26 protein-coding genes, 1 tRNA gene and 2 pseudogenes are annotated in these 23101 nt (G+C 65.5%); 14 read left to right on the top strand and 15 right to left on the bottom strand.

Translation table 11 applies throughout. From position 1 onward, the window contains the following. Window positions 1–75 precede the first annotated feature (75 nt). The 4 genes and pseudogenes from RVF83_RS15630 to RVF83_RS15615 form a co-directional block, all read left to right on the top strand. Window positions 76–265: pseudogene (locus tag RVF83_RS15630) on the top strand (MBL fold metallo-hydrolase); the annotation flags it as partial. A gap of 60 nt (window positions 266–325) precedes the next feature. After that, entirely contained in the window at window positions 326–808 is a 483-nt protein-coding gene (locus tag RVF83_RS15625) for a porin PorA family protein (RefSeq protein ID WP_005200062.1), read from the top strand. Further along, entirely contained in the window at window positions 805–1371 is a 567-nt protein-coding gene (locus RVF83_RS15620; RefSeq protein WP_005200061.1) for a porin PorA family protein, read from the top strand. Before RVF83_RS15625 ends, RVF83_RS15620 begins: the two co-directional genes overlap by 4 nt. A 67-nt stretch (window positions 1372–1438) precedes the next feature. Continuing rightward, complete coding sequence (locus RVF83_RS15615) at window positions 1439–1663, top strand: hypothetical protein (protein WP_005200060.1); 225 nt, start codon at window positions 1439–1441, stop codon at window positions 1661–1663. Between the two features lie 103 nt (window positions 1664–1766). Here the strand turns inward: RVF83_RS15615 and RVF83_RS15610 are convergent, their stop codons facing one another. Together RVF83_RS15610 and RVF83_RS15605 are read right to left on the bottom strand one after the other, a co-directional pair. After that, entirely contained in the window at window positions 1767–2102 is a 336-nt protein-coding gene (locus RVF83_RS15610; RefSeq protein WP_005200059.1) for a hypothetical protein, read from the bottom strand. Window positions 2103–2190: 88 nt separating this feature from the next. Then, on the bottom strand, window positions 2191–2697 hold the full coding sequence (locus RVF83_RS15605) for a hypothetical protein (RefSeq protein WP_005200058.1): 507 nt from the start codon (window positions 2695–2697) through the stop codon (window positions 2191–2193). Between the two features lie 206 nt (window positions 2698–2903). Here RVF83_RS15605 and RVF83_RS15600 point away from each other — a divergent pair. Then, a tRNA-Leu gene (locus RVF83_RS15600) sits at window positions 2904–3017 on the top strand. Window positions 3018–3251: 234 nt separating this feature from the next. Here RVF83_RS15600 and RVF83_RS15595 read toward each other — a convergent pair. From RVF83_RS15595 to RVF83_RS15565, 7 genes and pseudogenes are all read right to left on the bottom strand, one after another. Then, window positions 3252–4626, bottom strand: a pseudogene (locus tag RVF83_RS15595) (glycosyltransferase). Next, window positions 4623–5633 (bottom strand): hypothetical protein, encoded by a 1011-nt coding sequence (locus RVF83_RS15590; protein WP_005200056.1) that lies wholly within the window; start codon window positions 5631–5633, stop codon window positions 4623–4625. The pseudogene RVF83_RS15595 and the gene RVF83_RS15590 overlap by 4 nt, the downstream one beginning before the upstream one ends. Then, entirely contained in the window at window positions 5630–6574 is a 945-nt protein-coding gene (locus tag RVF83_RS15585; RefSeq protein ID WP_168432613.1) for a WcbI family polysaccharide biosynthesis putative acetyltransferase, read from the bottom strand. Before RVF83_RS15585 ends, RVF83_RS15590 begins: the two co-directional genes overlap by 4 nt. 250 nt (window positions 6575–6824) lie before the next feature. Next, window positions 6825–7571: a succinate dehydrogenase/fumarate reductase iron-sulfur subunit gene (locus RVF83_RS15580; RefSeq protein WP_005196091.1), complete on the bottom strand. Its 747-nt coding sequence runs from the start codon at window positions 7569–7571 to the stop codon at window positions 6825–6827. 1 nt (window position 7572) lies between these two features. Next, entirely contained in the window at window positions 7573–9516 is a 1944-nt protein-coding gene (locus RVF83_RS15575) for a fumarate reductase/succinate dehydrogenase flavoprotein subunit (protein WP_005196092.1), read from the bottom strand. A 58-nt stretch (window positions 9517–9574) separates the two neighbouring features. Further along, window positions 9575–10399 (bottom strand): hypothetical protein, encoded by an 825-nt coding sequence (locus RVF83_RS15570; RefSeq protein ID WP_005196093.1) that lies wholly within the window; start codon window positions 10397–10399, stop codon window positions 9575–9577. Further along, complete coding sequence (locus RVF83_RS15565) at window positions 10396–10689, bottom strand: hypothetical protein (protein ID WP_005196094.1); 294 nt, start codon at window positions 10687–10689, stop codon at window positions 10396–10398. Before RVF83_RS15565 ends, RVF83_RS15570 begins: the two co-directional genes overlap by 4 nt. A gap of 208 nt (window positions 10690–10897) precedes the next feature. On the opposite strand from RVF83_RS15565, the gene RVF83_RS15560 reads away from it, so the two are divergent. Further along, on the top strand, window positions 10898–11578 hold the full coding sequence (locus tag RVF83_RS15560; RefSeq protein ID WP_005196095.1) for a hypothetical protein: 681 nt from the start codon (window positions 10898–10900) through the stop codon (window positions 11576–11578). Here RVF83_RS15560 and RVF83_RS15555 read toward each other — a convergent pair. The 3 genes from RVF83_RS15555 to RVF83_RS15545 all read right to left on the bottom strand — a co-directional run bounded on the left by RVF83_RS15555 (window position 11575) and on the right by RVF83_RS15545 (window position 14041). Then, complete coding sequence (locus RVF83_RS15555) at window positions 11575–12564, bottom strand: arabinofuranosidase (RefSeq protein WP_039880116.1); 990 nt, start codon at window positions 12562–12564, stop codon at window positions 11575–11577. The genes RVF83_RS15560 and RVF83_RS15555 overlap by 4 nt on opposite strands. A gap of 217 nt (window positions 12565–12781) precedes the next feature. Then, window positions 12782–13738 (bottom strand): DUF1214 domain-containing protein, encoded by a 957-nt coding sequence (locus RVF83_RS15550; RefSeq protein WP_005196098.1) that lies wholly within the window; start codon window positions 13736–13738, stop codon window positions 12782–12784. A 36-nt stretch (window positions 13739–13774) separates the two neighbouring features. Then, window positions 13775–14041 carry a hypothetical protein gene (locus RVF83_RS15545; RefSeq protein WP_005196099.1) on the bottom strand — a complete coding sequence of 89 codons (267 nt, stop codon included), beginning with the start codon at window positions 14039–14041 and terminating at the stop codon, window positions 13775–13777. Here RVF83_RS15545 and RVF83_RS15540 point away from each other — a divergent pair. Next, window positions 14034–14189, top strand: a complete 156-nt coding sequence (locus RVF83_RS15540; protein ID WP_247602395.1) for a hypothetical protein — start codon at window positions 14034–14036, stop codon at window positions 14187–14189. The genes RVF83_RS15545 and RVF83_RS15540 overlap by 8 nt on opposite strands. Before the next feature lie 134 nt (window positions 14190–14323). Here the strand turns inward: RVF83_RS15540 and RVF83_RS15535 are convergent, their stop codons facing one another. Then, window positions 14324–15070 carry a class I SAM-dependent methyltransferase gene (locus tag RVF83_RS15535; RefSeq protein ID WP_039880117.1) on the bottom strand — a complete coding sequence of 249 codons (747 nt, stop codon included), beginning with the start codon at window positions 15068–15070 and terminating at the stop codon, window positions 14324–14326. A gap of 564 nt (window positions 15071–15634) precedes the next feature. Between RVF83_RS15535 and RVF83_RS15530 the strand changes: the two genes are divergently transcribed. Together RVF83_RS15530 and RVF83_RS15525 are read left to right on the top strand one after the other, a co-directional pair. Further along, window positions 15635–15955: a hypothetical protein gene (locus tag RVF83_RS15530; protein WP_051989259.1), complete on the top strand. Its 321-nt coding sequence runs from the start codon at window positions 15635–15637 to the stop codon at window positions 15953–15955. After that, entirely contained in the window at window positions 15952–16554 is a 603-nt protein-coding gene (locus tag RVF83_RS15525; RefSeq protein WP_005196107.1) for a TetR family transcriptional regulator, read from the top strand. Before RVF83_RS15530 ends, RVF83_RS15525 begins: the two co-directional genes overlap by 4 nt. 109 nt (window positions 16555–16663) lie before the next feature. Here RVF83_RS15525 and RVF83_RS15520 read toward each other — a convergent pair whose 3' ends face one another. Further along, a complete protein-coding gene (locus RVF83_RS15520; RefSeq protein WP_005196109.1) occupies window positions 16664–18166 on the bottom strand; it encodes a phospholipase D-like domain-containing protein in 1503 nt (500 codons plus the stop codon). Window positions 18167–18416: 250 nt separating this feature from the next. Here RVF83_RS15520 and RVF83_RS15515 point away from each other — a divergent pair, with 250 nt between their 5' ends. The 4 genes from RVF83_RS15515 to RVF83_RS15500 all read left to right on the top strand — a co-directional run bounded on the left by RVF83_RS15515 (window position 18417) and on the right by RVF83_RS15500 (window position 22378). Continuing rightward, window positions 18417–18962, top strand: a complete 546-nt coding sequence (locus tag RVF83_RS15515; RefSeq protein WP_039880124.1) for a CHAP domain-containing protein — start codon at window positions 18417–18419, stop codon at window positions 18960–18962. A 178-nt stretch (window positions 18963–19140) separates the two neighbouring features. Beyond that, window positions 19141–19773, top strand: coding sequence for a DUF2461 domain-containing protein (locus RVF83_RS15510; RefSeq protein ID WP_005196123.1), 633 nt, complete (start codon window positions 19141–19143; stop codon window positions 19771–19773). A 254-nt stretch (window positions 19774–20027) separates the two neighbouring features. Further along, the gene (locus tag RVF83_RS15505; RefSeq protein ID WP_005196132.1) at window positions 20028–21425 is read left to right on the top strand and encodes an amidohydrolase family protein; all 1398 of its coding nucleotides are present in this window, start codon (window positions 20028–20030) and stop codon (window positions 21423–21425) included. 8 nt (window positions 21426–21433) lie between these two features. Then, window positions 21434–22378 carry a hypothetical protein gene (locus tag RVF83_RS15500; protein ID WP_005196133.1) on the top strand — a complete coding sequence of 315 codons (945 nt, stop codon included), beginning with the start codon at window positions 21434–21436 and terminating at the stop codon, window positions 22376–22378. A 1-nt stretch (window position 22379) separates the two neighbouring features. On the opposite strand, the gene RVF83_RS15495 is transcribed toward RVF83_RS15500, so the two are convergent. After that, window positions 22380–22796 carry a YchJ family protein gene (locus RVF83_RS15495; protein WP_051989260.1) on the bottom strand — a complete coding sequence of 139 codons (417 nt, stop codon included), beginning with the start codon at window positions 22794–22796 and terminating at the stop codon, window positions 22380–22382. A gap of 88 nt (window positions 22797–22884) precedes the next feature. Here RVF83_RS15495 and RVF83_RS15490 point away from each other — a divergent pair, with 88 nt between their 5' ends. Further along, window positions 22885–23097 (top strand): dodecin, encoded by a 213-nt coding sequence (locus tag RVF83_RS15490; RefSeq protein WP_005196137.1) that lies wholly within the window; start codon window positions 22885–22887, stop codon window positions 23095–23097. Window positions 23098–23101: the final 4 nt, after the last annotated feature.

The following is a 23101-nucleotide window of genomic DNA, read 5'->3' as shown; positions in this document are numbered from 1 at the left end:
CGGAATCGCGATACCACTGCGCCGCAGCAGCATCGACACAGAACAGTTCGCCCAAGGCACCACCCCCACCACCGGACCCTGTTCTCCGGCGGTCCCGGCGCGACCGGACGCAGCTACTCCGACTTCCCCACCATCATCGACTCGACCCGCACCCGACTACTGACCTTACCTACCACCACTGTGGTGCACACCGGACACGGCGATGACACCCCAAATCGGTGAGGAGGCCCCGCACCTCAAGGAATCGATCACCCGCGGTCACTAGCGACCGACCCACTGACCCACCCATCCCCATCGAAGCTAGCAACGAACTTCTAGGAGAGCCATGCCGATTCGGCGATCGTCCATCGTTTTGATAGTCCTCGGAGTCATCCTGGTCGTGCTTGCGGCCCTCACCAAATTCGTGGTCGAACCCAGCGTCTCGAAGATGCCGACCTCGCTTGACGTCACCAACACCTTCACCGGTACCGGCACCCTTCTCAATGCTGCTGCAGTGCAGGCCGGAGACATGCAAAATGCCGTTGCCCGAGACGTTCCCGTCTCTGTCGTACGCCACACCTACGTCTCCGACTCCGAAGGCGACACCGCGATCGTCCATGACGACTTCACCGTCAACGCCCCCAACGGGGTGAGCCTGCCCACCAACCACACCTACGCCATCGACCGCACAACCATGGGGGCCGCGGACGCCCCCACCGGTCAGCAAGTCGAAGAGCACGAGGGTCTCACCATCGGACTTCCGATCAACCCCGACGCCGGTGCGGAATACACTCTCTACGACTTCGCGCCCAGTCGACCTTCCCGATGATCAGCAACGGCTCATCAACGGTGGCCGGCCGCGAGGTCCTCAACTACACCGTCACTGCTCGTGGACCACTGAAGGACCCCGCTATCGCCGGAGGCCTGCCCCCGGCCCTGCCCAAGGAGCAGATCGCCCAGATCGCCGCACTTCTTCCCCCGTCGACCCGCGACCAGATCACAGCCGCGCTCCCGAGCCTGCCCAACCCGGTGCCGATCAGCTACACCGCTGATTCCACGCTCGGCCTGTCCGCGGACGCGACGCTCGGCACACCCGTCGACGGCACCCTCAAACAGCAAGTGATCGCCAATATCTCGGTCGATGGTGACGAGGTGGCCCTCATGCCGGTCCTCGCACTGGACACCACGCTCGACGACGAATCAGTCACCGCCGCCGCCGATACAGCATCATCGACATCGATGCTGCTCAGTCTGATCAGCCTGTGGATTCCATGGGCGCTCCTCCTCGTAGGACTCGCCCTGATCGTCTGGGGCGCACTGCGCCGCAAACCGGCCGCGCCCACCGCCGGCGAGACGGCACCCACCGATGCTGACTCGCCAGTGTCGAGCTGAAGCCCCGACTGGCGGGGCTGAGGACACCCAGTCACTCGGCCCCGCCTACGTCGCGATGAAAGGACCCATGATCGTGACCACCGACGACCACACCGCCATGGTTGAGCTGGGGATGCGATGGTTGCCCTTCGGCGGCCCACCTCCCGAGCAGATCATGGTGACCTACGGGATCACCGCAGACGCCTTCTACCAACGCATCCTCGACTACCGAGGAGCGACAGCCGTACCACCGGAGCTGTCTGCCTTCGCGCGGTCGCAACTGCGTCCTCGCGCTTCCCGTCGTACCGCCTGACACCTACCGGAGATCACTCACACCGTGCCCACCCCAGCCCCACGTCGCGACATCAACGAACACGACCTAGTCGTCTCGTCCGAGAAGACCCACGCCGCCGGTGTCAAAGCCGTGCTGGTGTCGCCGCAACGCGGTATGCGCGATCACTCTTCCGGGCGTCCGGGTGTTGGTTGATCGCTTCGACGATGGCGAGAATCTCGGGATGCTCTGTCCACAGTTTTTGGCCGGTCGCGCTAAAGCGATGCCACCGCACGAGGTAGAAGGCCCAGCCTCGTAGCAGATCGATCCCAGCCCAATCAGGAACTCGATGATCGCGCTCATAAGCTGTGATCAGCACCTGCAGGACTTCGAGCAACTGGTTCGAGTCAGTAGCGAGTCGCTTATAAGCGTTGTAGCGCAGCGCCCACTTGATCAACTGCATCTCATACTCGGCATCCACGGGCCGATCCTTCCACTAAGGGGTTTACACAGGACACCGCCGCGGCGGCAGCAGGGCCGGGACCAACGGCCCCGGCCCGGCATCTGGTCTAACCGCGAATCACAACCTCAATGGCCCCGACATCGACTCCGTAGGTTTCCGCGAGCCCGGCCTTTGCCTCCTGGATGGTCAGTGCATGTGGTGCGGTCGCCGCGGACGTTGGAGCAACGGTGTTGCTTTGCGGTCCCGGCAGCCACTCCAGTCCATCTAGCTGGATGCCGAGATCGTCGAGATTGGTGTAGCGGACAGGGTTGCGGTGCCCACCCCAGACTTCAGACTGGTTGATCGTCGCGTACTCGCTGAACTCGATTCGCCAGCGGTCGTCTGCTGGGGCAATTCGGGAGATCTTCCCTACGAGAAAGGCGCTACCGTGCGGTTCGGTCGCGTCTGCGTACGCCTCAGGGTTGTACGCGTTCTGGGTGCACACCACGTACGTGCACTTCCTTGCGCGGGCGGGATCGAGCTTCCACACTCCGGACCCGCCCTCTTCGAGGATCGAGTCGAGGCTCTTGGCGGTGAAGACGAGGATGGTGTTTTCCGTGTTTGTGTTTGCCATGCCACTAAGTTAGATACTTCGTAGATACTTTGTGGATACATTAGTCCAACTTATCTCGATACTTGCGATGACCCGCACCGCGTCGCAGCGATCGCCTCGTTCTTCCTTGCGGAGGGTATCTTCGCTGAGTTCGGCATCGACGATCTGCACATCTTCACGCCCCTTGGCGAGGGCGTCCCTGGCTCCGTTGGGATCCGCCGCATCGAGGCCGAGTTTCCCGACTGGCAGTGGACCAACCGAGACCAGACCTGATCGACGGCGGCGGAGGCAACGGATTCAAAACCCGTCCAGTGTGAGTTCGAGTCTCACCGGGGGCACCAGGAAACGCAGGTCTGCGAAGTTCGCGCAAACCGGTTGCATACCGACCGGAGTACGTTCAGCAATGTCTGAGATCAGTTTAACGTCACGATTCTCCCACCGACCGACGTCATTTCGACTTACAGACTTCGATCGAAGTCTGTAAGTCGAAATGAGGTTCGGGAGTGACTCGGTCGGCACGGTCAGGGCGGCGTGCGCGACTCGGCGAGGTGGACACGACGGCGCTGCCCCAGCATCTACCAGGACAACACCGGTTCGTCGTCGCCGATGACGATCCCGACCTCGCTGTGATGCACGGTCCGGACCCCGAACAGTCGATCCAGAAGCTCGTCGGCGCCCACGTCCACATGCGCCGCCCAGCGTCGGCCCCGGTGCCGTGCGCGCGACGACGTGACCGTCACCGAGGCCGGTGATCCGGCGAAGTCCACCCTCACCTGGCCGCACCCACCCGGTCCGACCTGGGCCGCGAGCAGCGTGAGCGAGTCAGCGGAACAGATCACGTTTCCGGCGATCTCGACGACGAACCTGCACCGCGACAGCGTCGACGCGTCCGGATCGCCGACACGGATTCGTGAATCGTCCACGCCCAGTTGGATGAGCAAAGCGTGGGCATGCGCGCCCGAGAGCCAGACAGCAGCATCCATCCCTCGCAACGCGCCGGCGACAGTACGCATCAGCGATGCCGCGGTGTGTCCCGACGTCCGCACGAGCACCACGATGTCCGGGATCGAGTACAGCAGGCCGGCAGTACGGGCCGCCGGATCGGTGATGAGCGGGGCGAGCGCGAGGGCTTCGACATTCTTCTCCGAGATCCGTTCGGGCACTGAACGTTCCGCCCAATCGGGACCGTCGTGCCAGGCGAGGGCGTCGGGTTCGTGGGCGAACATCGCGCCCATCATGAAGGACCGGTTCGCGAATTCCCAGTCCTCGCCGCCGTAGTGGACGAACGACGGGTCGAAGCCTCCGACGTCGTCGAACAATTGACGGCTACAGGTCATCACCGCGCTGATCAGATACTTGTAACCGTCCCAGCCCGGGTTCAGAAGGTTGGACGTGCGGTCGTACGCATCGACCAGCCATCCGGGTTCGCAGTCGTGCGAGGATTCGAGCGGCCGTTGTTCGGACAACCACTCCACCACCGAGTCCGGGGCGACCCGACTCAGGTCGGCGTGCTTACGCCGTCCGACCACGAGTGCGTCGGGCGCCGCAGCGGGCAATCTGATCGACTGCAGGATGTAGTCCGGTGTCGGCACCGTGTCCGAGTCGAGGAAACACAGGACCGTACCGCTCGACGCCGCGACACCCCAGATTGCGGGCGGCTGCCGCTCGGAAGCCTCTGTCCTCCTGCGTCACCACGGTGATGTCGAGTCGCGATGTCCACGCACTCACATCCGGCGAACACGTCGAACCATCGTCGGCGACGATCACCTCCAGACGATCCGGCGGGTGGCTCTGGTCTGTCAACGCCTCGAGGACCAACGCGAGTTGGTGGGGTTGGTTGTAATACGGGATCACGACACTCACCAGCGGCGTCGACGGAGCCACGCCGACCAGGTCCCAGCGGTTGTCGGGCACTACGGTTCGGCCGTCGCCGAGCCTGATGACGGTCATGCACTCCACCGCCGGAACAGTCGCTCGTGAGCCCGGCCGACGTCGGCGGCAGTGGGCGACGGCGTCACCGCCGGATCGATCCAGGTGCTCACGGGATCAGCGAACGCGCTCTCGAGTGCGGTCCGCAGAGCAGCATCGTTGTCGGCGTGCATCGTCACGACGCCCGGGGAACGAGCGGCGAGCTCGTCGGTGTAGGCGGTGCTCGGGACCAGTGGTCGGCGGCCGGCGGAGATCCAGGAGTTGATCGACCCGGAGGCCGACATGTGCCGGTGATACGCGACCGGAACCGTGACCTCGGCCGACGCCCGGACCAGTTCGTCGTCGGCCAGGAACCCCGTGACCGTGCACCGCCGTCCCATCTCCGCAGCGACCTTCGCGAGTTCATCGGCGAGGTCCTCGTGGCCAGGTGACGGCGTGCCGAGCGCGACGAAACCGATGGACGGGTCGAGACCGGACATTGCCTGCAGTGTCTCCAGGTGCCCCTTCCCGGGGTACAGGTAGCCGAGGACGCCAACCGTCGGTTCCGCTGATTCCGAGGGCTTGTCGACGCGGAGGGGGTCGAACATCAGCGGTATGACCGCGACCCCGATCGTCGCGTCGACGTACTCGGCGAAGAGCGACGCCTCGTGGTGACTCGACACGATCACACCCGTTGCGGCCCGCGCCACCGCGCGAAAGAAGTCGGCACGTGCCCGCATTGCCGGTCCGTCCGAGGGCTGCGGCAGGTCGTGGAAGGTCACCGAGACCGGCCGGTCCAGTGCCGCGAACAGGGCGAGGACGCTGTCACGAGCTTGCCGTGGCGTACGTCCGAACAGGCGATCGGTCACGTGCACGTGCACGAGCGCGCACTCGTCCAGTCCTGATGCGACACCGGTGCCGAGCGTGAGCACGTGCACGAACCGATGATGCGCGCTCTCTGCACTCACGGCATCGAAGACCGACTGCGCATATCGGACCACGCCGTGTGAGCGGGGTCCGACCAGCAGATGACCGATCGACCCCGTCACGACAACCCCAAGATTTCGATGAGGTCGGCGTAACGGTCCAACACTGCTCCGATGAACTCGGGATGGTCTGCGTACCAGCGCATCTGGCGACGGCGAACGTCGTCCTCGGTCAGCGCCGCACCGTCGACGTCCCACGATGCCCGCGGGCACGCGTCGATCCCCAGCGCGTCGATCACTCGTCGCTCCAAGGGCGCTCTGATGTTGCCGAGCAGGTCGCGTGAGGGCGGGACCGGTGCCGACGCCCCGAGCGAGTCGAGGATCCGGGTGCCGAGGGTGAGCAACACCCTGTTTCCAGGGTGGTTGATCGTGTGGGCGGCGTCGGCCCCAAGGTCGAGCAGGATGTCGGAGATCTCGATGTCACAGTGCCGCCGCTCGCGGACTGCGAGCTGATCCACGCTCCATTGCGCTGCCTCCCGGATGCGTTCGGCGGTGACGTCGACGTTCCAGTCGTCGAAGCGGTCGCGACCGGCCACCACTGCGAGGACCGTTCGCAGATCGTGGTACGGAACCGCCGCGGGTACTGCGGACGGCTGCGCTGGGTGTCGGGCGATGACCTGGAACGGAAACAATCCGCCGTAGCGAATGACCGGCCAGACGATGACGGACGCCGATGGCGCCAGGTCTGCCAGGTCCGAGGTTCCGATCGGAAATCCCCGGTACCCGGCACGCACCGGTTGGGAGACGATGATCGCTGCTCTGCTCAGGAGGTCCTCGACCCGCGCCATGTCGGCGGACTCGAGTTCGTGGACCGGTGGGACGCGAACGGTACGGAACGGGAGATCCGAAGAGCTGGACAGGACGATCCGCAATGCCTCGGCCTGGCAGTTCCCCCAGACGACGAGTAGCTTCCGGTCATTGTCCACCGGCGCCTCGGTGACGCCGTAGAACTCCCCGTAGTGCCGGGACCGGCCGTCGGCCGACACGTCATCGGTCGTCCTCATACGAGCTCCCTAGTGCGTCGGACGACGCGATGGGTCCCTGTCATCGAAGTACCGGCTCCCCTCCTGATGGGCCCCTGGTCGGTACCCCTGCACCGCTCGTATATCCGTTTCGCCCGCTGACGAATCATCGACCAGGTCACACAGAGGCACGACGACGGCGACGAACTCGTCGAGTGTGTGCCGGCGGTGTCGATCGATCGGTGTCGGCGACGTGACACCCCGGGGGCCCGGGTGTGTCCGAGAAGCGGCCCTAGCGTCGGAAGAGCTTGTTCCCCAGCCACACCAGCGGGTCGTACTTCTGATCCACAACCCGTTCTTTCATCGGGATCAGCGCGTTGTCGGTGATCTTGATGTCCTCGGGACAGACATCGGAGCAGCACTTGGTGATGTTGCAGAACCCCAGGCCGTGGTCGTTCTGGGCCGTATCCCGCCGCTCAGCCGTGTCGAGCGGGTGCATGTCGAGCTCGGCGATCCGCATGAGGTAGCGGGGGCCGGCGAAGGCCTCCTTGTTCTCCTCGTGGTCGCGGACCACGTGGCAGGTGTTCTGGCAGAGGAAGCACTCGATGCACTTACGGAATTCCTGCGAGCGCTGCACGTCGACCTGCTTCATGCGGTACTCCCCCGGCCCCAGATCGGGCGGCGGGGTGAACGACTGGATCTCGCGGGCTTTCTGATAGTTGAACGAGACGTCGGTGACGAGGTCGCGGATCACCGGGAAGGTGCGCATCGGGGTCACCGTGATGACCTCGTCCTCGGTGAACGTCGACATCCGGGTCATACAGAGCAGCTTCGGACGGCCGTTGACCTCTGCCGAACACGATCCGCACTTGCCCGCCTTGCAGTTCCAGCGGACGGCGAGGTCGGGGGCCTGGGTTGCCTGGAGGCGGTGGATGATGTCGAGCACTACCTCGCCGTCGTTGGCGAGGACCGTGTAGTCCTCGAGCCCACCGCCTTCGGTGTCACCGCGCCATACTCGGAACTTCGCGTCGTATCCCATGTCAGTCCTCCGACTGTCCCTCGGCTCGCTCGCCTCCGGCGCCGGGATGACCGGCGATCTCGGCCGCGGTGTAGTACTTTTCGATCTCCTCGAACTCGAAGAGCTCCAGCAGGTCCGGCCGCATCGGCTCCTGCTCTTCCTCGACGACCTCGACCTCTGGCACCGGTGAGTCCGTGCTCGTGTCGGCGGTACAGACCAGCAGCGTGTTGCGCCAGGCCGAATCCATCGACGGATGGTCGTCGCGAGTGTGTCCGCCACGACTCTCGGTACGCATCAGCGCCGCCTTGGCGACACATTCACTGACCAGCAACATGTTCCGGAGGTCGATCGCCAGGTGCCAGCCCGGGTTGAATTGGCGGTGACCCTCGACCTGCATGCTGCCGAGCCGGTTCCGGAGGTCGGAGAGCACGCGGAGTGCCTCCTGCATCTCCGCCTCCTTGCGGATGATGCCGACGAGGTCGTTCATCGCCTGTTGCAGGTCCATGTGCAGCGTGTACGGGTTCTCCGGCTTGCCGTCGGCGGGCGGATCGAACGGAGACAGCGCGTATTTCGCCGCCCGGTCGATATCGTCCTGCGCGATCTTGGGCCGGTTTCCCAGCGACTCGACATACGACGCCGCGCCGAGCCCGGCTCGTCGACCGAACACCAGCAGATCGGACAAGGAGTTGCCGCCCAGGCGGTTCGACCCGTGCATGCCGCCCGAGCACTCACCGGCGGCGAACAGACCGGGCACTCGCGACGCCGCGGTGTCGGGGTCGACCTCGATCCCGCCCATCACGTAATGGCAGGTGGGGCCGACCTCCATGGGTTCCTTCGTGATGTCCACGTCGGCGAGCTCTTTGAACTGGTGATGCATCGACGGCAGGCGCCGGATGATCTCCTCGGCCGGCATCCGGGACGCGATGTCGAGGTAGACGCCACCGTGCTCGGTGCCGCGGCCGGCCTTGACCTCCTCGTTGATCGCGCGGGCGACCTCATCGCGAGGAAGCAGATCCGGTGTGCGGCGGGCGGAGTCGTTGTCCGCGAGCCACTCGTCGGCCTCCTTCTCCGTCTCCGCGTACTGGCCCTTGAACACCGGCGGGATGTAGTCGAACATGAACCGCTTGCCGTCGGTGTTCTTGAGGACGCCGCCGTCACCGCGCACGCCCTCGGTCACGAGGATGCCTTTCACACTGGGCGGCCACACCATCCCGGTCGGGTGGAACTGGACGAACTCCATGTTGATCAGGCTCGCGCCCGCGCGTAGTGCGAGCGCGTGCCCGTCGCCCGTGTACTCCCAGGAGTTCGACGTGACCTTGAACGACTTGCCGATACCGCCCGTCGCGACAACGACCGCAGGTGCTTCGAACACGATGAACCGGCCCGACTCACGCCAGTACCCGAACGCACCGGCGATGGCGTCGCCGTCCTTGAGGAGCTCGGTGATGGTGCACTCGGCGAACACCTTGATCCGGGACTCATAGTCGCCGGTGGCCGCGAAATCCTCCTGCTGCAGCGAGACGATCTTCTGCTGCATGGTCCGGATGAGTTCCAGCCCGGTCCGGTCGCCGACGTGTGCCAGGCGCGGATAGGTGTGGCCGCCGAAGTTGCGCTGCGCGATTCGCCCGTCTGCTGTCCGGTCGAACAGCGCCCCGTACGTTTCCAGCTCCCACACCCGGTCGGGTGCTTCCTTGGCGTGTAGTTCGGCCATGCGCCAGTTGTTGAGGAACTTCCCACCCCGCATCGTGTCCTGGAAGTGGGTCGCCCAATTGTCCTTCGCGTTCGCGTTACCCATCGACGCCGCACAGCCACCTTCGGCCATCACGGTGTGTGCCTTGCCGAACAACGACTTGCACACGACCGCGACCGAATGACCCTTCTCCCGGGCCTCGATGACCGCCCGCAGGCCGGCACCACCCGCACCGATCACCACGACGTCGTACTGGTAGCGTTCCGGTTCGGTCATCTAGCGCGACTCCCAACGTTGAAAACGGTTGCACAACAAGCGTTGCGCCCTCAGTCGATCAACCCACGAACCTCAGATCCGAGATCGTGTTGCTGGCCACCAGCATGATGTAGAAATCGGTGAGCACGAGCGTGCCGAGCGTGATCCAGGCGAATTGCATGTGCTGGGTGTTCAGCTTGGAGACCTGGGTCCAGATCCAATACCGCACCGGATGTTTCGAGAAATGCTTGAGCCGGCCACCGGTCACGTGCCGACAGGAATGGCAGGACACGGTGTAGATCCAGAGCAGAATCACGTTGACCACGAGGATCACATTGCCCAGTCCCAGGCCGAAACCGCCGCCCTTGGCGTGGAACGAGACGATGACGTCGTAGGTGTTGATCACCGAGATGATCACGGCCGCATAGAAGAAGTACCGGTGCGAGTTCTGGATGATCAGCGGCAGGCGCGTCTCCCCGGTGTACTTGGTGTGGGGCTCGGCGACAGCACATGCCGGCGGCGACAGCCAGACCGACCGGTAGTAGGCCTTGCGGTAGTAGTAGCAGGTCAACCGGAACCCGAGCAGGAACGGCAACGTGAGAAACGCCAACGGAATCCACATCGGGAGTTCCGGGAACGGCGTGCCGAAATGACTCGACCCGGGGACGCACGACTCGCTCAGACACGGCGAGTAGAACGGCGTCAGGTAGTGATAGTCGGCGACGTAGTAGGCGCTCCGGATGAACGACCGCACGGTCGCATAGATGACGAACGCCGCGAGACCGAGCACCGTCAGCAACGGCGACAGCCACCATCGGTCTGTCCGAAGAGTGCGCGCCGTCAGGCGCGCCCGTCTCGGGGAGAAGACCCCGAGTGAATCCCGCTCAGCCGCGGGCGCGCTCACTTCGTCCGCTCACGCGAGTGGAACCCGAGCCCTTCGTCCTGGGCACCGAGCCATGCCGACTCGTCGGACTTGCTGTCCGGCACGTAGACCCGGTCCTGTCCCGGCTTCTGCTGCGGCTTCAGCTTCGGCGGATTCTGCTCGAAGTCGTGCAGATCGATGTCGAGACGATCGAGGTCGTTGACCATCCGGCGGACGCTGTCGGCGTCACCGTAGCGAGTCTTCAAGGTCACCAGCTGATGGCGCAGCGCCTGGATGCTGTGATGGAGTGCGTTGATTTCGGCATTTATCATGGCGATCCCTCCGGCCACTATGTGATGTTCCACACAGTACCGCCAGAGTATGGATCGTCAACGGTTTTCGTCGAACGTGTCGCGGGGCCGCTTTCATGGGGCGCTCCTGCCGGTGACGCTCTGGGCGGAAGCCCACATCCAGCCACCCAGGGAATGGGAGCCTTGATCCGTCCCATTCATGCACGGGCACGCGAGGAAGACACGGACGATGAGCGATGACGAAAACGCTCCGTCGGGCGAGCGTCCACGCGCCGAACGACGCTGGACAGCTTCGGTGTTCGTGCTCCTCTCGATGCTGATACCGTTCCTGCTGCCCTCCCGCTATGCAGCGGGGACCAGCTGGCTGCTGCCCGCCATCGAGGGCGCGGTCCTGCTGGCCTTGGTCATCGTCGACCCGGGCCGCATCGACCGACCCGGACGCCGGGTGCGGGGACTGTCGATCGCGTTGGTCGTCGTGATCGCCGCGGGGGCAGCTTGGGCGGCCGGCCGGTTGGTGTGGGATCTGCTGCACGGGAATCCGGACACGACGGTGGCCAACGAGCTGCTTCTGTCGGGTGCACTCGTGTGGCTGCAGACCGTTCTGGCCTTCGGGTTCCTGTACTGGGAGCTCGACGGCGGCGGACCCGTGAACAGACATCTGCACCCGCGGCGGCATCCGGATCTCGCCTTCCCGCAACAGCTCGACCCGAGTCTTGCACCGCCCGGATGGCGGCCGGTGTTCTTCGACTACCTGTACCTCGCGCTCACCAACGCGACCGCGTTCAGCCCGACCGACGTCATGCCGCTCGCCCGGTGGACGAAGCTCGCCATGGCCGCGCAATCGATCCTGTCGATCGTCGTGCTGAGCCTCGTCGTGGCGAATGCGGTGAACCTGCTGGGGTCGACCTAGGCGGGCTCACGGATCACCCCGAAGTGGCGGACCGAGCCCGAGAGTCCGGGCAGTTCCTTCGCCGAACTCCACGACCACAACCCGTCGCCGCTGTCGGAGTAGAAGTACCGGCGCTGCTTGTACGCGTCGACGTACATGCGCCAGTTGCCGTTCGGGAGCTTCACCAGCGCCATACCCTCGACGAAGCGACCGAAACTCCGCATCGGGACGAACCGGTAGGGACCGGTGAGCGACTTCGCCACCGCGTGTTCGATGACCTTCCTGGTCTCGTTCTTGGTGAACGCGTGGTACGTGGAGCCGACCTTCACCACGGTCGTGTCGATGTGGTCCGCACCAAGGCTGAGGATCGGAATCGGCGGACTCCACAGTCGAAGGCCGGGTTCGAGCGCCGTCATCACGTACGGCACGAAGCCTCCACCGGTCGACATCGACAGGATGATGTTGACGCGCCCGCCCTCGACGAAGAACTCCGGCGCCCACGCCTTGGTGGTGAAGGGCGACAGCGACGGTCCGTCGCTCGAACCGGCCGACCCGAACGACAACGACCCGGACGAAGAGCCGAACACTCCCTTTCCATCGCCCGTGCCGGGCAGGAAAGCGCAACACAATGGAACCGGGTAGTCGTGCATGAACGCCCAGTTCACGCGATCTCGGCTCCGCGCGAACCCGATGGTGTTCTGGCCGGTCGTATAGGCGACGTAGTACCAGCCGTCCGCACCGTGGAAGATGCTTGGATCGCGCACCACGCCTGATGGCGGACGGTAGGCACCAAAGCGAAGCGGCCGAAACCGGCTCGCATCCGTGGACTGGTACACGTCCATGTGACGGGAACTGGTGTTGGAGAACGCCACCATGGTGTACCGCCAGTTCGGCACCGCCTCGGCGGTGCCCGCAGTTGCGACGAGCAGGCCCGCGAATACCAGCATCGCGACAGAGACAGCACCGATGCGACTCGACCGAGTGCGACTTCGCTGAGACAGCATCATCTGAGCAGTATCCGCGAAAGCGACTGTGGCGCGCGCAAATTTCCCCGATACGACTATCGAGACCCTTGGTGCCCCGAGATCCGATCGCCGGGCGGAGCCGCTCTACGCCATGACTCCGACTCCTCGCCGCGGCGTACCCGCGCGGGTGACATCCGTATGACGTTGTGCCCGGAAACCGGGCACAACGTCATACGGATCCAGTCCGGCCGTCTGCCATTCAGGACTGAGGAGCCGCCTTCAACGCCGGCGGAGTCCACATGCCGTCGAGGATCTCGGGGCGCGGGCGGTAGAGGCGGATGAGGTAGTTCCAGCCCTCCGGCGTCACGATCGCGTTCGGCGGAACGTCGCCGGAGGCGTCCGGGATGAACCGGACAGTGATCGAACCGTCGTCGTTGCGGACGCCGGTGACGCTGTTGACCGTATAGAGGTCCTTGTCGTTGGGCTCGAAGAAGCCGGCCGCGTTGTAGACCGACACCGACCAGAACGCGTCGACCGGGACGTCCGCGAAGACGAGTTCGTAGTGTCCGGGACCGGTTGCCGGGTCGACACCCACGTAGGTGGCCTCCGACGTCGGAAGTCCGCCCCAGCCCGCGGCACACCCGATGAGGTGGCGGACCGGGTCGACTTCTTCGCGGGTGCCGAAGGTGCGGTCGAACGAGTCGAGGCCCTTGGCCAGCTCCAGGAGTCCGTTACGGGTCGCGTCGAGGCTCCCGGTGTCGTAGTCCGGCGAGACGAACGCGTCCGCGCACCCCGGCGTGATGGTCACCTGATTCTGTAGCTCGCCCACCACGGCGACGTCGGCAGCATCGGTCGGATCGACCAGGATCCGCACGGCGACGAGGACATACCGCGATCCGTACTGTTCCCGCGTCAGCGTGTGCTCGCCCGCAGCGTGCAGAACACCGCCGACGTAGTGGTCCTCGTTCACGATCATCGCGGAGACATAGCGCTCGCCCGCGTCGGGCAGTGTGAGGACAGCCGGCTCACCGAGGTCGACGACGGCGAAGCTGTAGAGGGTGTCGCGGTTGAGCCGGATCACCGTCTGCTCGTCGGTCGAGGCGGGCTCCCGATTGTGGCGGAACCTCCCCACCCCACCGGCAGCCAGTTGGATGTCGGCGAACATCCGGTGCGTCTCCGCCCGAACGAAATTGTCCACGTTGACATGTCCCGACATAGGTTGTCTCCCTCTACTGGAAAGTCGTCAGGAAGCCTAGCTGGCGAGCTCGACAGCCTCGCGCGTCGACACGGCGGCACGTCGCATGCCGGTGACGAAGAGCACCAGTCCGACGACGATCCAGGTGGCGAGGGTCAGACCGGCGGTGAGACCGCCGGATCCGCCGAAGTACGCGGCCGAGCGGACCAGGGTTCCGGCCGCACCCGGCGGCAGGATCTGGCCGACGGTACCCAGCCCGGACGGCAGCCATGCAGCCGAACCGGCGATACCGGCCAGCGGGTTGCCGAGGAACATCATGACCATCGCGCCGATGGTGAAACCCTTGGCGCCGAAAGCATTCTGCAGGCCCGCGAGCGGGATCGCCAGGGCGGCGATCCCGAGCGCGATCGAACCGGCGACCGCCCAGAACGTCGTGGACCACAGTCCCGTGATCTCGACGCACTGGAGCTGATCGTCGGGATCGGCCTCATCACACGTCCTCAGCCCGACGCCGTCCAGGAGGCGACCCCGAACCTCGTGCCGCGCCTGGTGTCCATCCTGTTGGCGGGTATGCGTCCGTCGACCGACGACTGACCCGCGTCTCCCTCAGATCCTCCCGCGCGCGGCCCACGCAGTGGCTGAGACGGTGAACCGCCCGTCGCCGAGACGCTTCCGCGCTACCGTCTCGAGCTCACTCCGCGCGGCGGCGTCGAGCGACTGCGTGTACTCGCCCGCGGGACCGATACCGAAAGTGTAAGGCTCCCACCATTCCTCGAAACTCGGATGCACGACGTCGACGGTGAGAGGTTCCTCGACGACGTTCTGCAGTCCGGCCGTGGCGAAGAGCTCCGTGAGATGACCGCGGTGCGCGCCGGAGAGCAGAGCCTCATCCTGCGCCTCGGGGTCGAGAACGTGTACCGCATCCCAGAACGGGGCGAGCGCTCCGGTCGGTCCGTCCCACACACAGGCCGCAACGGTCCCGCCCGGACGGGTCACACGCGCCATCTGCGTGAGTCCACGAACCGGATCCGTCATGAAATGAACCACCAGCTGCGCGAGCGCATGGGTGAATTCGGCTGTGTCGTAGGGCAATTCTTCGGCAGTACCGCGGCGCACGTCGACGTCCGGGAATCGTTCGCGACAGGCATCGACGAAGGGTGGGGACGGATCGATCGCACTGACCGCAGCCCCCAGAGTCAGCACGTGAGCGGTGAGCGCGCCGGGTCCACACCCGACATCCAGGACATCCGCGTCGGCACCGACCCCCGCGAAGGTTGTGAAGACCTCGGCGAGCGGATCGGCGTAACGGTCCATGAAGCGTCCGTACGCCTCGGGCGGGACGGCGAAACCCACTCGTCCATGCTACGACTCATCGGCCATCCGAACCTCACGTCGACCGATCTCGGTCGACCCGGGGGCGAGTCTTCGCCGGCGTTCGCTCAACCACGTTGCCCGAAGACGGCCGTCATCCGTTCATACCAATGAAATCGGACCCGACACATGCGCACTTGGGGGCGGTGCGACAATCACACCGCTGGAACCCGGGAAAGCGTTCGGACGTCGCCAGGCGGCCGAGTGTGGCCATCGCGGCGACGGCACCGACCTCACGCAGACGAAGTGGAGAGCGACCGATGGAGCGTTTGCACCTCCTTGGCGACGGTGATCTCACAACCGCACAGTCGATCCTGAACTGGATCAAGACCCCATGACAGAGGGGTAGCTCCCCTCGATTCCGGACGCGGCCTTTCCCCCGCCGCCCCGGAGTTCCCCAAGGAAGATCCCTCGCGCCCTCCCCCGACAGAAACGCGCGAGGGATCTTCCTTGCAGAAGGCTACTTTACAAACCGTACCTTTTGTATAGACAACGTACATTGTCTTGGTCAGCGTCCGGCGCGGCGGCCACAGTCCCGATGAGCCGATGACGGCCGGGCAGTGGCTGACCGCCACCGAGCGGGGCAAACTGGTGGCCATGACCATCGCCACCGACCTCGGGCTCGCCCCTGGTCCCGCGACCCCGCTTCCGGGTGTCCCGCTCGCCAGGTCGATGCAGAGTCGCAGCAACATCCCGATGGTCGGGTGGCCGACGATCGCGACCCCCGACGGGGACGTCGACACCACCGTCCGCCCTTTCGACGACGACCGGCTGGTGGGCGCGGTGCGCGTGGGTCGCGACGGTGCCGGGCGATCGCTCCGCTCCGAGATCGGGGACGCGCTGGAGCCGGTCGGCGCGGCCGGATGATGACGCGCAACCACACGCAGGACGGCAAGTCGCCACTTCGCGACTCGTTGCTCGACGCGCTGCACGACCTGCTGACGGAGCGGGACTGGTCGGCGGTGCGTATGTCGGATGTCGCCGCCGCCACCACTGTCAGCCGGCAGACCGTCTACAACGAGTTCGGGTCGAGATACGGACTGGCGCAGGGATATGCGGTTCGGTTGGCGAACCGTTTCGCGGGTCATGTCGCCGATTCGCTCGCCGACCACGTCGACGACGTCACCGGCGCGCTGCGCACCGCGTTCACGGAGTATTTCACCGGCGTGGCCACCGATCCCCTGATCGCGTCGCTGCTGTCCGGCGAGGCCAAACCCGATCTGATGAAGCTCATCACGACCGATGTGGCGCCGATCATCGCCACCGCGAGCGACCGACTGGCACAGGCATTCCGCGAATCGACATGGTTGTCGATGCCCGACTCCGACACCGAAAGGATCTCGCGCGCGATCACCCGAATGGCACTGAGCTACGTCGCGATGCCTCCCGAAGGTGACCGCGACGTCGCGGCAGATCTCGCCGAAATCATCTCTCCCGCCATTGAGGCCGCACGGTCTCGGGACTGAGCTCCCCGAGCCGCTGCGCTGCGATCAGACCCTGGACAACATCCCTCAGACGGTGCCGAACGACGATATCGTCGACCGTGCTACCCAGAGCCGTTCTCAGGGGCGGATCTCAGCGCGTAGAACTCAAGCGCGCCAATCGCTTCCCGACTCCCCGCCGAAGCACACTGCGATAGACGCGTTCCGTCAGCGGAGTGCGCGCATCCTCCGGGTCCACGAGTTCGTTCTCGGCGATGATCGACGCCTCGTCCTCGATCACCTCACGGTCGAACCGTTCGAGTGTGCGGCCCGGGGTGGTCAGCGACTCGATCGCGCCGACGAGCGAATCCTTCTCTCGCACAGCGTCGTCGAAGACCTCAGCGGCGACGTCGAGATGTTCCGACAGCAGCCGGGTCCGCATCGACGCGATGGTGTCGCGGATTCTCGCATCGTCGGGGTCGTCGCGGCGCGCCTCGATGGCCACATCGCACTCACTGTCGAAGCCCAGCGATCGGTTGTTGAGATTGGACGAGCCGACGCGCAGCAGGATGTCGTCGACGACGAGGACCTTGGCGTGCACGTAGATCTCTTCGCCCTCCGACGTCACCGGGTAGTAGGCACGGAACCGGTCGTAGACGTCGGCACGCCACAGCATCCGGAGGAGTTTGTGCCGTGCGCCGTCCATGGCGAGCCGTTCGACCGGGCTGTCGGCGTGCCGGGGAAGGACCATGACGATCTCCGGACCGTCGGGTTCGGCGAGCCGTTCGGCCAGTGCGTCCGCGATCTCGCGGGCCGCCAGATACTGGCTCTCGATGTAGATCGTGCGCCGGGCCGCTGCGAAGGCCGCCTTGTAGAGCCGGCGGATCTCGTCGACCTCGTCACGATCGTTGTAGTGCGGGATGGTGCGGGCGACCCCGACCTCGCAGTCCGTGAACGTGACCCCGAGATCCTCGGGCCAGATGTCGGGACCGGCGGTGTCGACGAGTGGCGCCAGACGCTCACCGGTCGCGGCTTCCCACCGGTCGACGGCGACACCCGCGACGACACGTGCCGCATCCCCGTCGAGCGCGACCGTCACATCATGCCAGGGACCATGTGGTTCACCGTCAGGACCACGACGAAAGTCGTTGTGCGACAGATGTTCCGAAGTATCCCAGCGATTCACCGTCATATCGATGCCGCCGCAGAACGCGAACTGGTCGTCGATGACCGCGATCTTCTGGTGGTGGGCGGCCGACACCGGATGCGCAGCATCGATCCGGAAATGCAGACGACGCCCGGTGAAGAGATCCTGGACGAAGGGCGGCGCTACCCCGCGCAACATCCCGGTGAACGCCCCGGTGCTCCAGCGCAGCACGTAGATCTCGAGGCCCGCGCGATTCGCGCCGAGCCATTTGAGGAACTCCCCGAGCCGGTCGGGAACCTCGCCCTCCGGTGACCGCGGGTCCAGGCTGATCCGGGTGTCGACGTCCCAGCCGATGAGGATGACGCGGCGTCGCGCCTGCAGCAGGGCCGACTTGGCGTGCAGGAAGTAATCCGCCGCATCGACGATGCAGGCGACGCGGTCGGCGGTGGCGATCTCCCGACAGGTGTCCCCCGCACGCAGTATCGGCTCGTGCCCCGGTTCGTCCGTCATGTCGTCTTCCGCCCCGTTCTTCTCACGGTCGTGGTTCGCAGCCCCCGCCAGCCCGTCATTCTGCCAAGGCCCGATACGCGGCGCGGCACCGCACCGTGTGGGGGTCCTTACACTCGTCGAGGTGAGACCCGACCCGGCCAGTGACCTCGGAGAACGCAGGGACCTCGACGAACGCAGGGACCTCGACGAACGTTCGCCGCGCCGGCGACGCCGGCCGCTCGTCGTCGCAGCAGCGGTCGTCGTGGTCCTGATGCTGAGCTCCGGGCTGATCGCCTGGCGCACCGTTCCCGAGCGGTGGCTGCCCTGGGACACGGCGGAGTTCCCCCAAGTCGACGCAGCACAGCTGACGCCGGCCCAGAACCGGATCGTGCAGTTGCTCCGCGCCGAGCACGCCGCACAGCGCCCGGGCACGTTCTACTCCGAGGGCGTCGACGAACCGTGGTGCGCGAACTTCGTCAGCTGGATCATGCGCGAGGCCGGGACACCGTTCGCCAACCCCCACTCGGGACATTGGCGCATCCCCGGCGTGTTCACCCTGCAGGAGTACTTCGAGGACACCGGACGTTTCGAGCCGGTCGGCGACTACACGCCCCGCGTGGGCGATGTCGTGCTCTACGACCGGTCGTCGGCGCTGGGCCAGCACACCAATATCGTGGTCGGCGTCGACGGCGACGAGGCCACGACGGTCGGGGGCAACGAGATGCGGAAGATCCGGGTACACGATCTGGACTGGAGGTCCGACGGCGGCGTCGTCGGGTTCGGACGCATCGACGTCGGGCGGGGTGTCGACCGGTGAAGCGCGGCACCCGGCAGGCCTACCGCTCGCTCCGGCCGCTCTGCGACCCAACATACGACTGCCCACAGCAATTCACGATCGGCCGAGGTCACATCTCGGGCTACGAGGCCCGGGCGCACGTCGACAAACGGCCCCACCGCCACCGGAACGGGTTCGGCACAGCGACGACAGGAATGACATGAGCTTCGACGGATTCCCGGAAGCCGCTCTCGACTTCTACGACGATCTCGAGATAGACAACTCGAAGTTCTTCTGGGAACAGCACAAAGAGATCTACCGAACCGCAGTCGCGGAACCGATGACGGCGCTTGCCGAAGAACTCGCCGACGAGTTCGGTACTGCCAAGCTCTTCCGCCCGTACCGAGATGTGCGCTTCTCCAAGGACAAGTCGCCGTACAAGACGCACCAGGGCGCATTCGTCGCGGTGGCACCGGCCACCGGGTACTACATTCAGATCGGCGCACCCGGAGTCCGGGTCGGCGCGGGTTTCTACGAGGCGGGACCGGCACGCCTCGCCGAACTGCGGAAGGCCATCGACCACGACCGGCACGGTCCCGAGCTCGAGCGCATCGTCCGCAAACTCCTCAAGGCCGGCTGGGAGATCGGCGGTGACCGCCTGAAGACCGCGCCCCGCGGTTACGACGTCGATCACCCGCGCATCGAACTGCTGCGCCACAAGTCGCTCTTCGCCGGCCGCGACTACGGCTTCGACGACGTCATCCACACCTCGGCACTCGTCGACCGCGTCCGCCAGGACTGGCGGGAGACCAATACGCTTGTCGACTGGCTCGTCCGCCACGCCGCCACCTGAACGATGAGCCTCCCGAACGACTTTCGCGCCGTTCACAGCACATCCGAGGGGCCCGAGGGACACGAATCGGTAGCGGTTCGCGCTCTCACCCCTACCGCTCGGATCGGCGAGTTCATACTGACAGCGAGCCTGTAGCGATGACGCCGCCCACCGCGTCACCGTCGCATCGACCTGCGTCAGCATCTCGGGCGTGCGATTCTTGCTCGGTGATGTCCGATTACGTGATGTCCGCTCGCGGGCGGAGGAGCCGGTAGATGACCGATCATGTTCACCACGGTCACATCTTCCATCTGGCCGGCAGCCCGTTGATCACCGAAGCGTCCGATGCTCTTGTGGAGATCCCCGACGGTGCGCTGGCGGTCGGGGCCGACGGCAGGATCAAGTACTGCGGTGAGAGGTCCGGCCTACCAGCGGAGTTCGTGCCCGCTCAGCACCATGATCACCCCGGCGGCTATCTGATCCCCGGATTCGTCGACACGCACATCCACTTCCCGCAGACCTATGCGGGTGACTCCTACGGTGGCGGGCAGCTTCTGGAGTGGCTGAACCTCTGCATCTTCCCGTCGGAATCGAAGTTCGCCGATCCCGAGTTCGCGCGGGCCGCGGCAGTCGAGTTCACCAAGAGACGGGTCGCGGCCGGCACGACCGCGATGATGGCGTTCGGGTCGGCATTTCCCCACGGGCAGGACGCGCTGTTCGAAGAGACCCGCAAGGCGGGGCTGCGCCTCGTCTCCGGGCGCGGAATCCAGACCGTCGGGGGCGACACCGCAAAGCCACTGCTCACGTCGGAGGCCGACGCGATCCGCCTGACCAGGGACGAGATCGAGAAGTGGCACGCCGTCGACACCGGGGACCACCACACGGCGCTCCTGCACGTCGCGATAGTGCCGAGGTTCTCGTTGTCGGTGACGACCGAAACCCTGCGGAACCTCGGCGAGCTCTACGACGAGTACCGCGACCGAGGCGTCTACGTGCACACCCACCTCAACGAGAACAATCGGCCCGGTACCGGAGAGATCGACACCACCAAGGACGTCTATCAGGTCGACTCGTACCTCGACACCTACGACGGCAAGTTCCTCCCCGGGTCGCGGATCGGCGGAAAGAGCCTCCTCGGTCCGCGCACCATTCTCGCGCACAGCGTCCACTGCCAGGATTCCGAACTGGTGCGCATGGCCGAGACCGGGACCTCGATCTCCCACTGTCCGGTGTCGCAGCTGTTCCTCGGGTCCGGCACGATGCCGTGGAAGCGCACGGTCGCATCCGGGGTCAACATCTCCGCGGGAACCGATTTCGGCGGTGGTGACGAGTGGTTGATCCCACGTGTTCTCGGTGACGCCTTCAAACAGCACATCACCGAACCCGGCGAGGCCGGAGTGTCGATGCACCCGGCGGAAATGCTGTTCATCGGAACCCTCGGTGGTGCCCGCGCGCTCGACATGGAGAACCGCTTCGGGAACTTCGATGAGGGCAAGGAAGCGGACTTCCTCGTCGTCGAACCGGACGACGGCCTGAAAGCCAGACTGGACAACGCCGTTCGCTCCGACGACCCCGTACTCGCGCGGGACCAGACTCTCTTCGGGTTGCTCATGGGAATCCGCGACTCCTCAATCGCCGAGGTCTACGTCCAGGGCCGACAAGTGGTCCTGTAGCCAGTGCAATGGTCATCACCCTGTCGGTCTTCCATCCCGCCTCGCAGCCGGAATTCACCGATTGGGCGGCATCACTCGCCGAGTCGGCGGCCGACACCGAGGGGTGCCTCGGAACCGACATCTCGACGGTGGCCGACGGGCATTTCGAACCGGCCGTGGCGGCGACCTTCGTCGACTCCGAGGCCAGCGACCGCTGGATCGACAGCACCCGGCGGGCGCAGATCCTGCGCCGCGGAGGCGATCTGGGCTGGTTGCCGTCGGCGCCTACGCTCGAACTCGTCGACGGCGAGGCTCCGCCGCCCGGCGTCGGCGCCTTCCGTCACGAGATCCTCCCGGAGAAGTCCGCCGAGTTCCTCGACGCCCAGCGCGAACTGACCAGCGCCGCATCGGAGTTCAGCGGATACGAGGGAACCGCACTGTTCATCGACGACGCCGCGGAGTCTGCGCTGTCGGTGCTGCGCTTCCGCACCGACCGGCAACTGTCGGCCTGGGTGTCCTCCCGGGAACGCGACGAAGCGCTCGACACATTGCGGTCGAGTCTCACCCACGACTTCGAGACGATGTCGGCCACCACCGCGTTCGGCACCACGGTGCGCACCGACCGCGGCCGCGTCCGGCAGACGCCGAACTGGAAGTCGGCGATGATGGTGCTGCTTGTTCTGTACCCGACGGTGATGTTCCTGTCCCGTTTCCTCGGACCGGTCCTCGACGAGGCCGGGGCGCAGCCGTGGCTCGCATTGTGGCTCAGTCAGGTCGTGAGCGTCGGGTTGATGCAGTGGTGGTTCATGCCGTGGGCAGCCAAACCGTTCCGCCGCTGGTTGGATCCGGTGGACGGCAACGGTTGGCGCAGCAATCTGGTCGGGGCGGTGGCGATTCTGCTGATCTACGTCGTGTGCCTGGCGATCTTCGCCAACGTCACCTGGCTCCAGTTCTGGGACTACGCGGACAGCTGATTCAGTCGAACACCCCGTCGAGGTAGACCCACCGCCCGTCGTACCGGGTGAACCGGCTGCGTTCGTGGAGTGACCCTCGTTCGGAGTCGGACTTGTAGTACGCGGTGAAGGTGACCTCTCCGTCGGTGTCGAACGGCGATCCGCCGGCTGTCGACTCGACGTCCAGGCGGTACCAGCGCATCGCGTCGTCGAGTTCGAGGTCCTCCGGGCGGGTGTCGGGATGCCAGCTGGCCAACAGATGGTTGCGATCACCGAGGGCGAAAGCGGTGAAGCGCGAGCGCATCAGCGCCTCGGCGGTCGGCGCGGCGCGCTCACCGGCGAGGACCGGTCCGCAGCACTCGCCGAAGGGAAAGCCGGACAGACACGGGCAACGCGCGTCGGGATCACGGTTTGCCGATTCGGTGTTCACTCCCCGCATCTTAGGGGTAGACAGAAACGAGATCACCCCAAGAGGCGGTCCGATTGCCCATGAGGCGAGAGGGCCGGCGCCAACGGAGGGAGAATCCTTGTCCGACAACGTCTATCGGGTCATCGAAGTGGTCGGTTCGGCCGCGACCGGCACCGACGACGCGATACGGAACGCCATCGCCCGTGCGTCGCAGACGGTCAACCACCTCGACTGGTTCGAGGTGACCGAGACCCGCGGTCACATCGAGGACGGTCAGATCGCGCACTTCCAGGTCACCTTGAAGGTGGGCTTCAAGATCGACGGCGCCTGACCCC

The organism is Gordonia rubripertincta, assembly GCF_038024875.1.
Taxonomy (GTDB): Bacteria; Actinomycetota; Actinomycetes; order Mycobacteriales; family Mycobacteriaceae; genus Gordonia; species Gordonia rubripertincta.
Note: the sequence above shows the minus strand (reverse complement) of the source record. Positions and strands in the feature narration are given on the sequence as shown.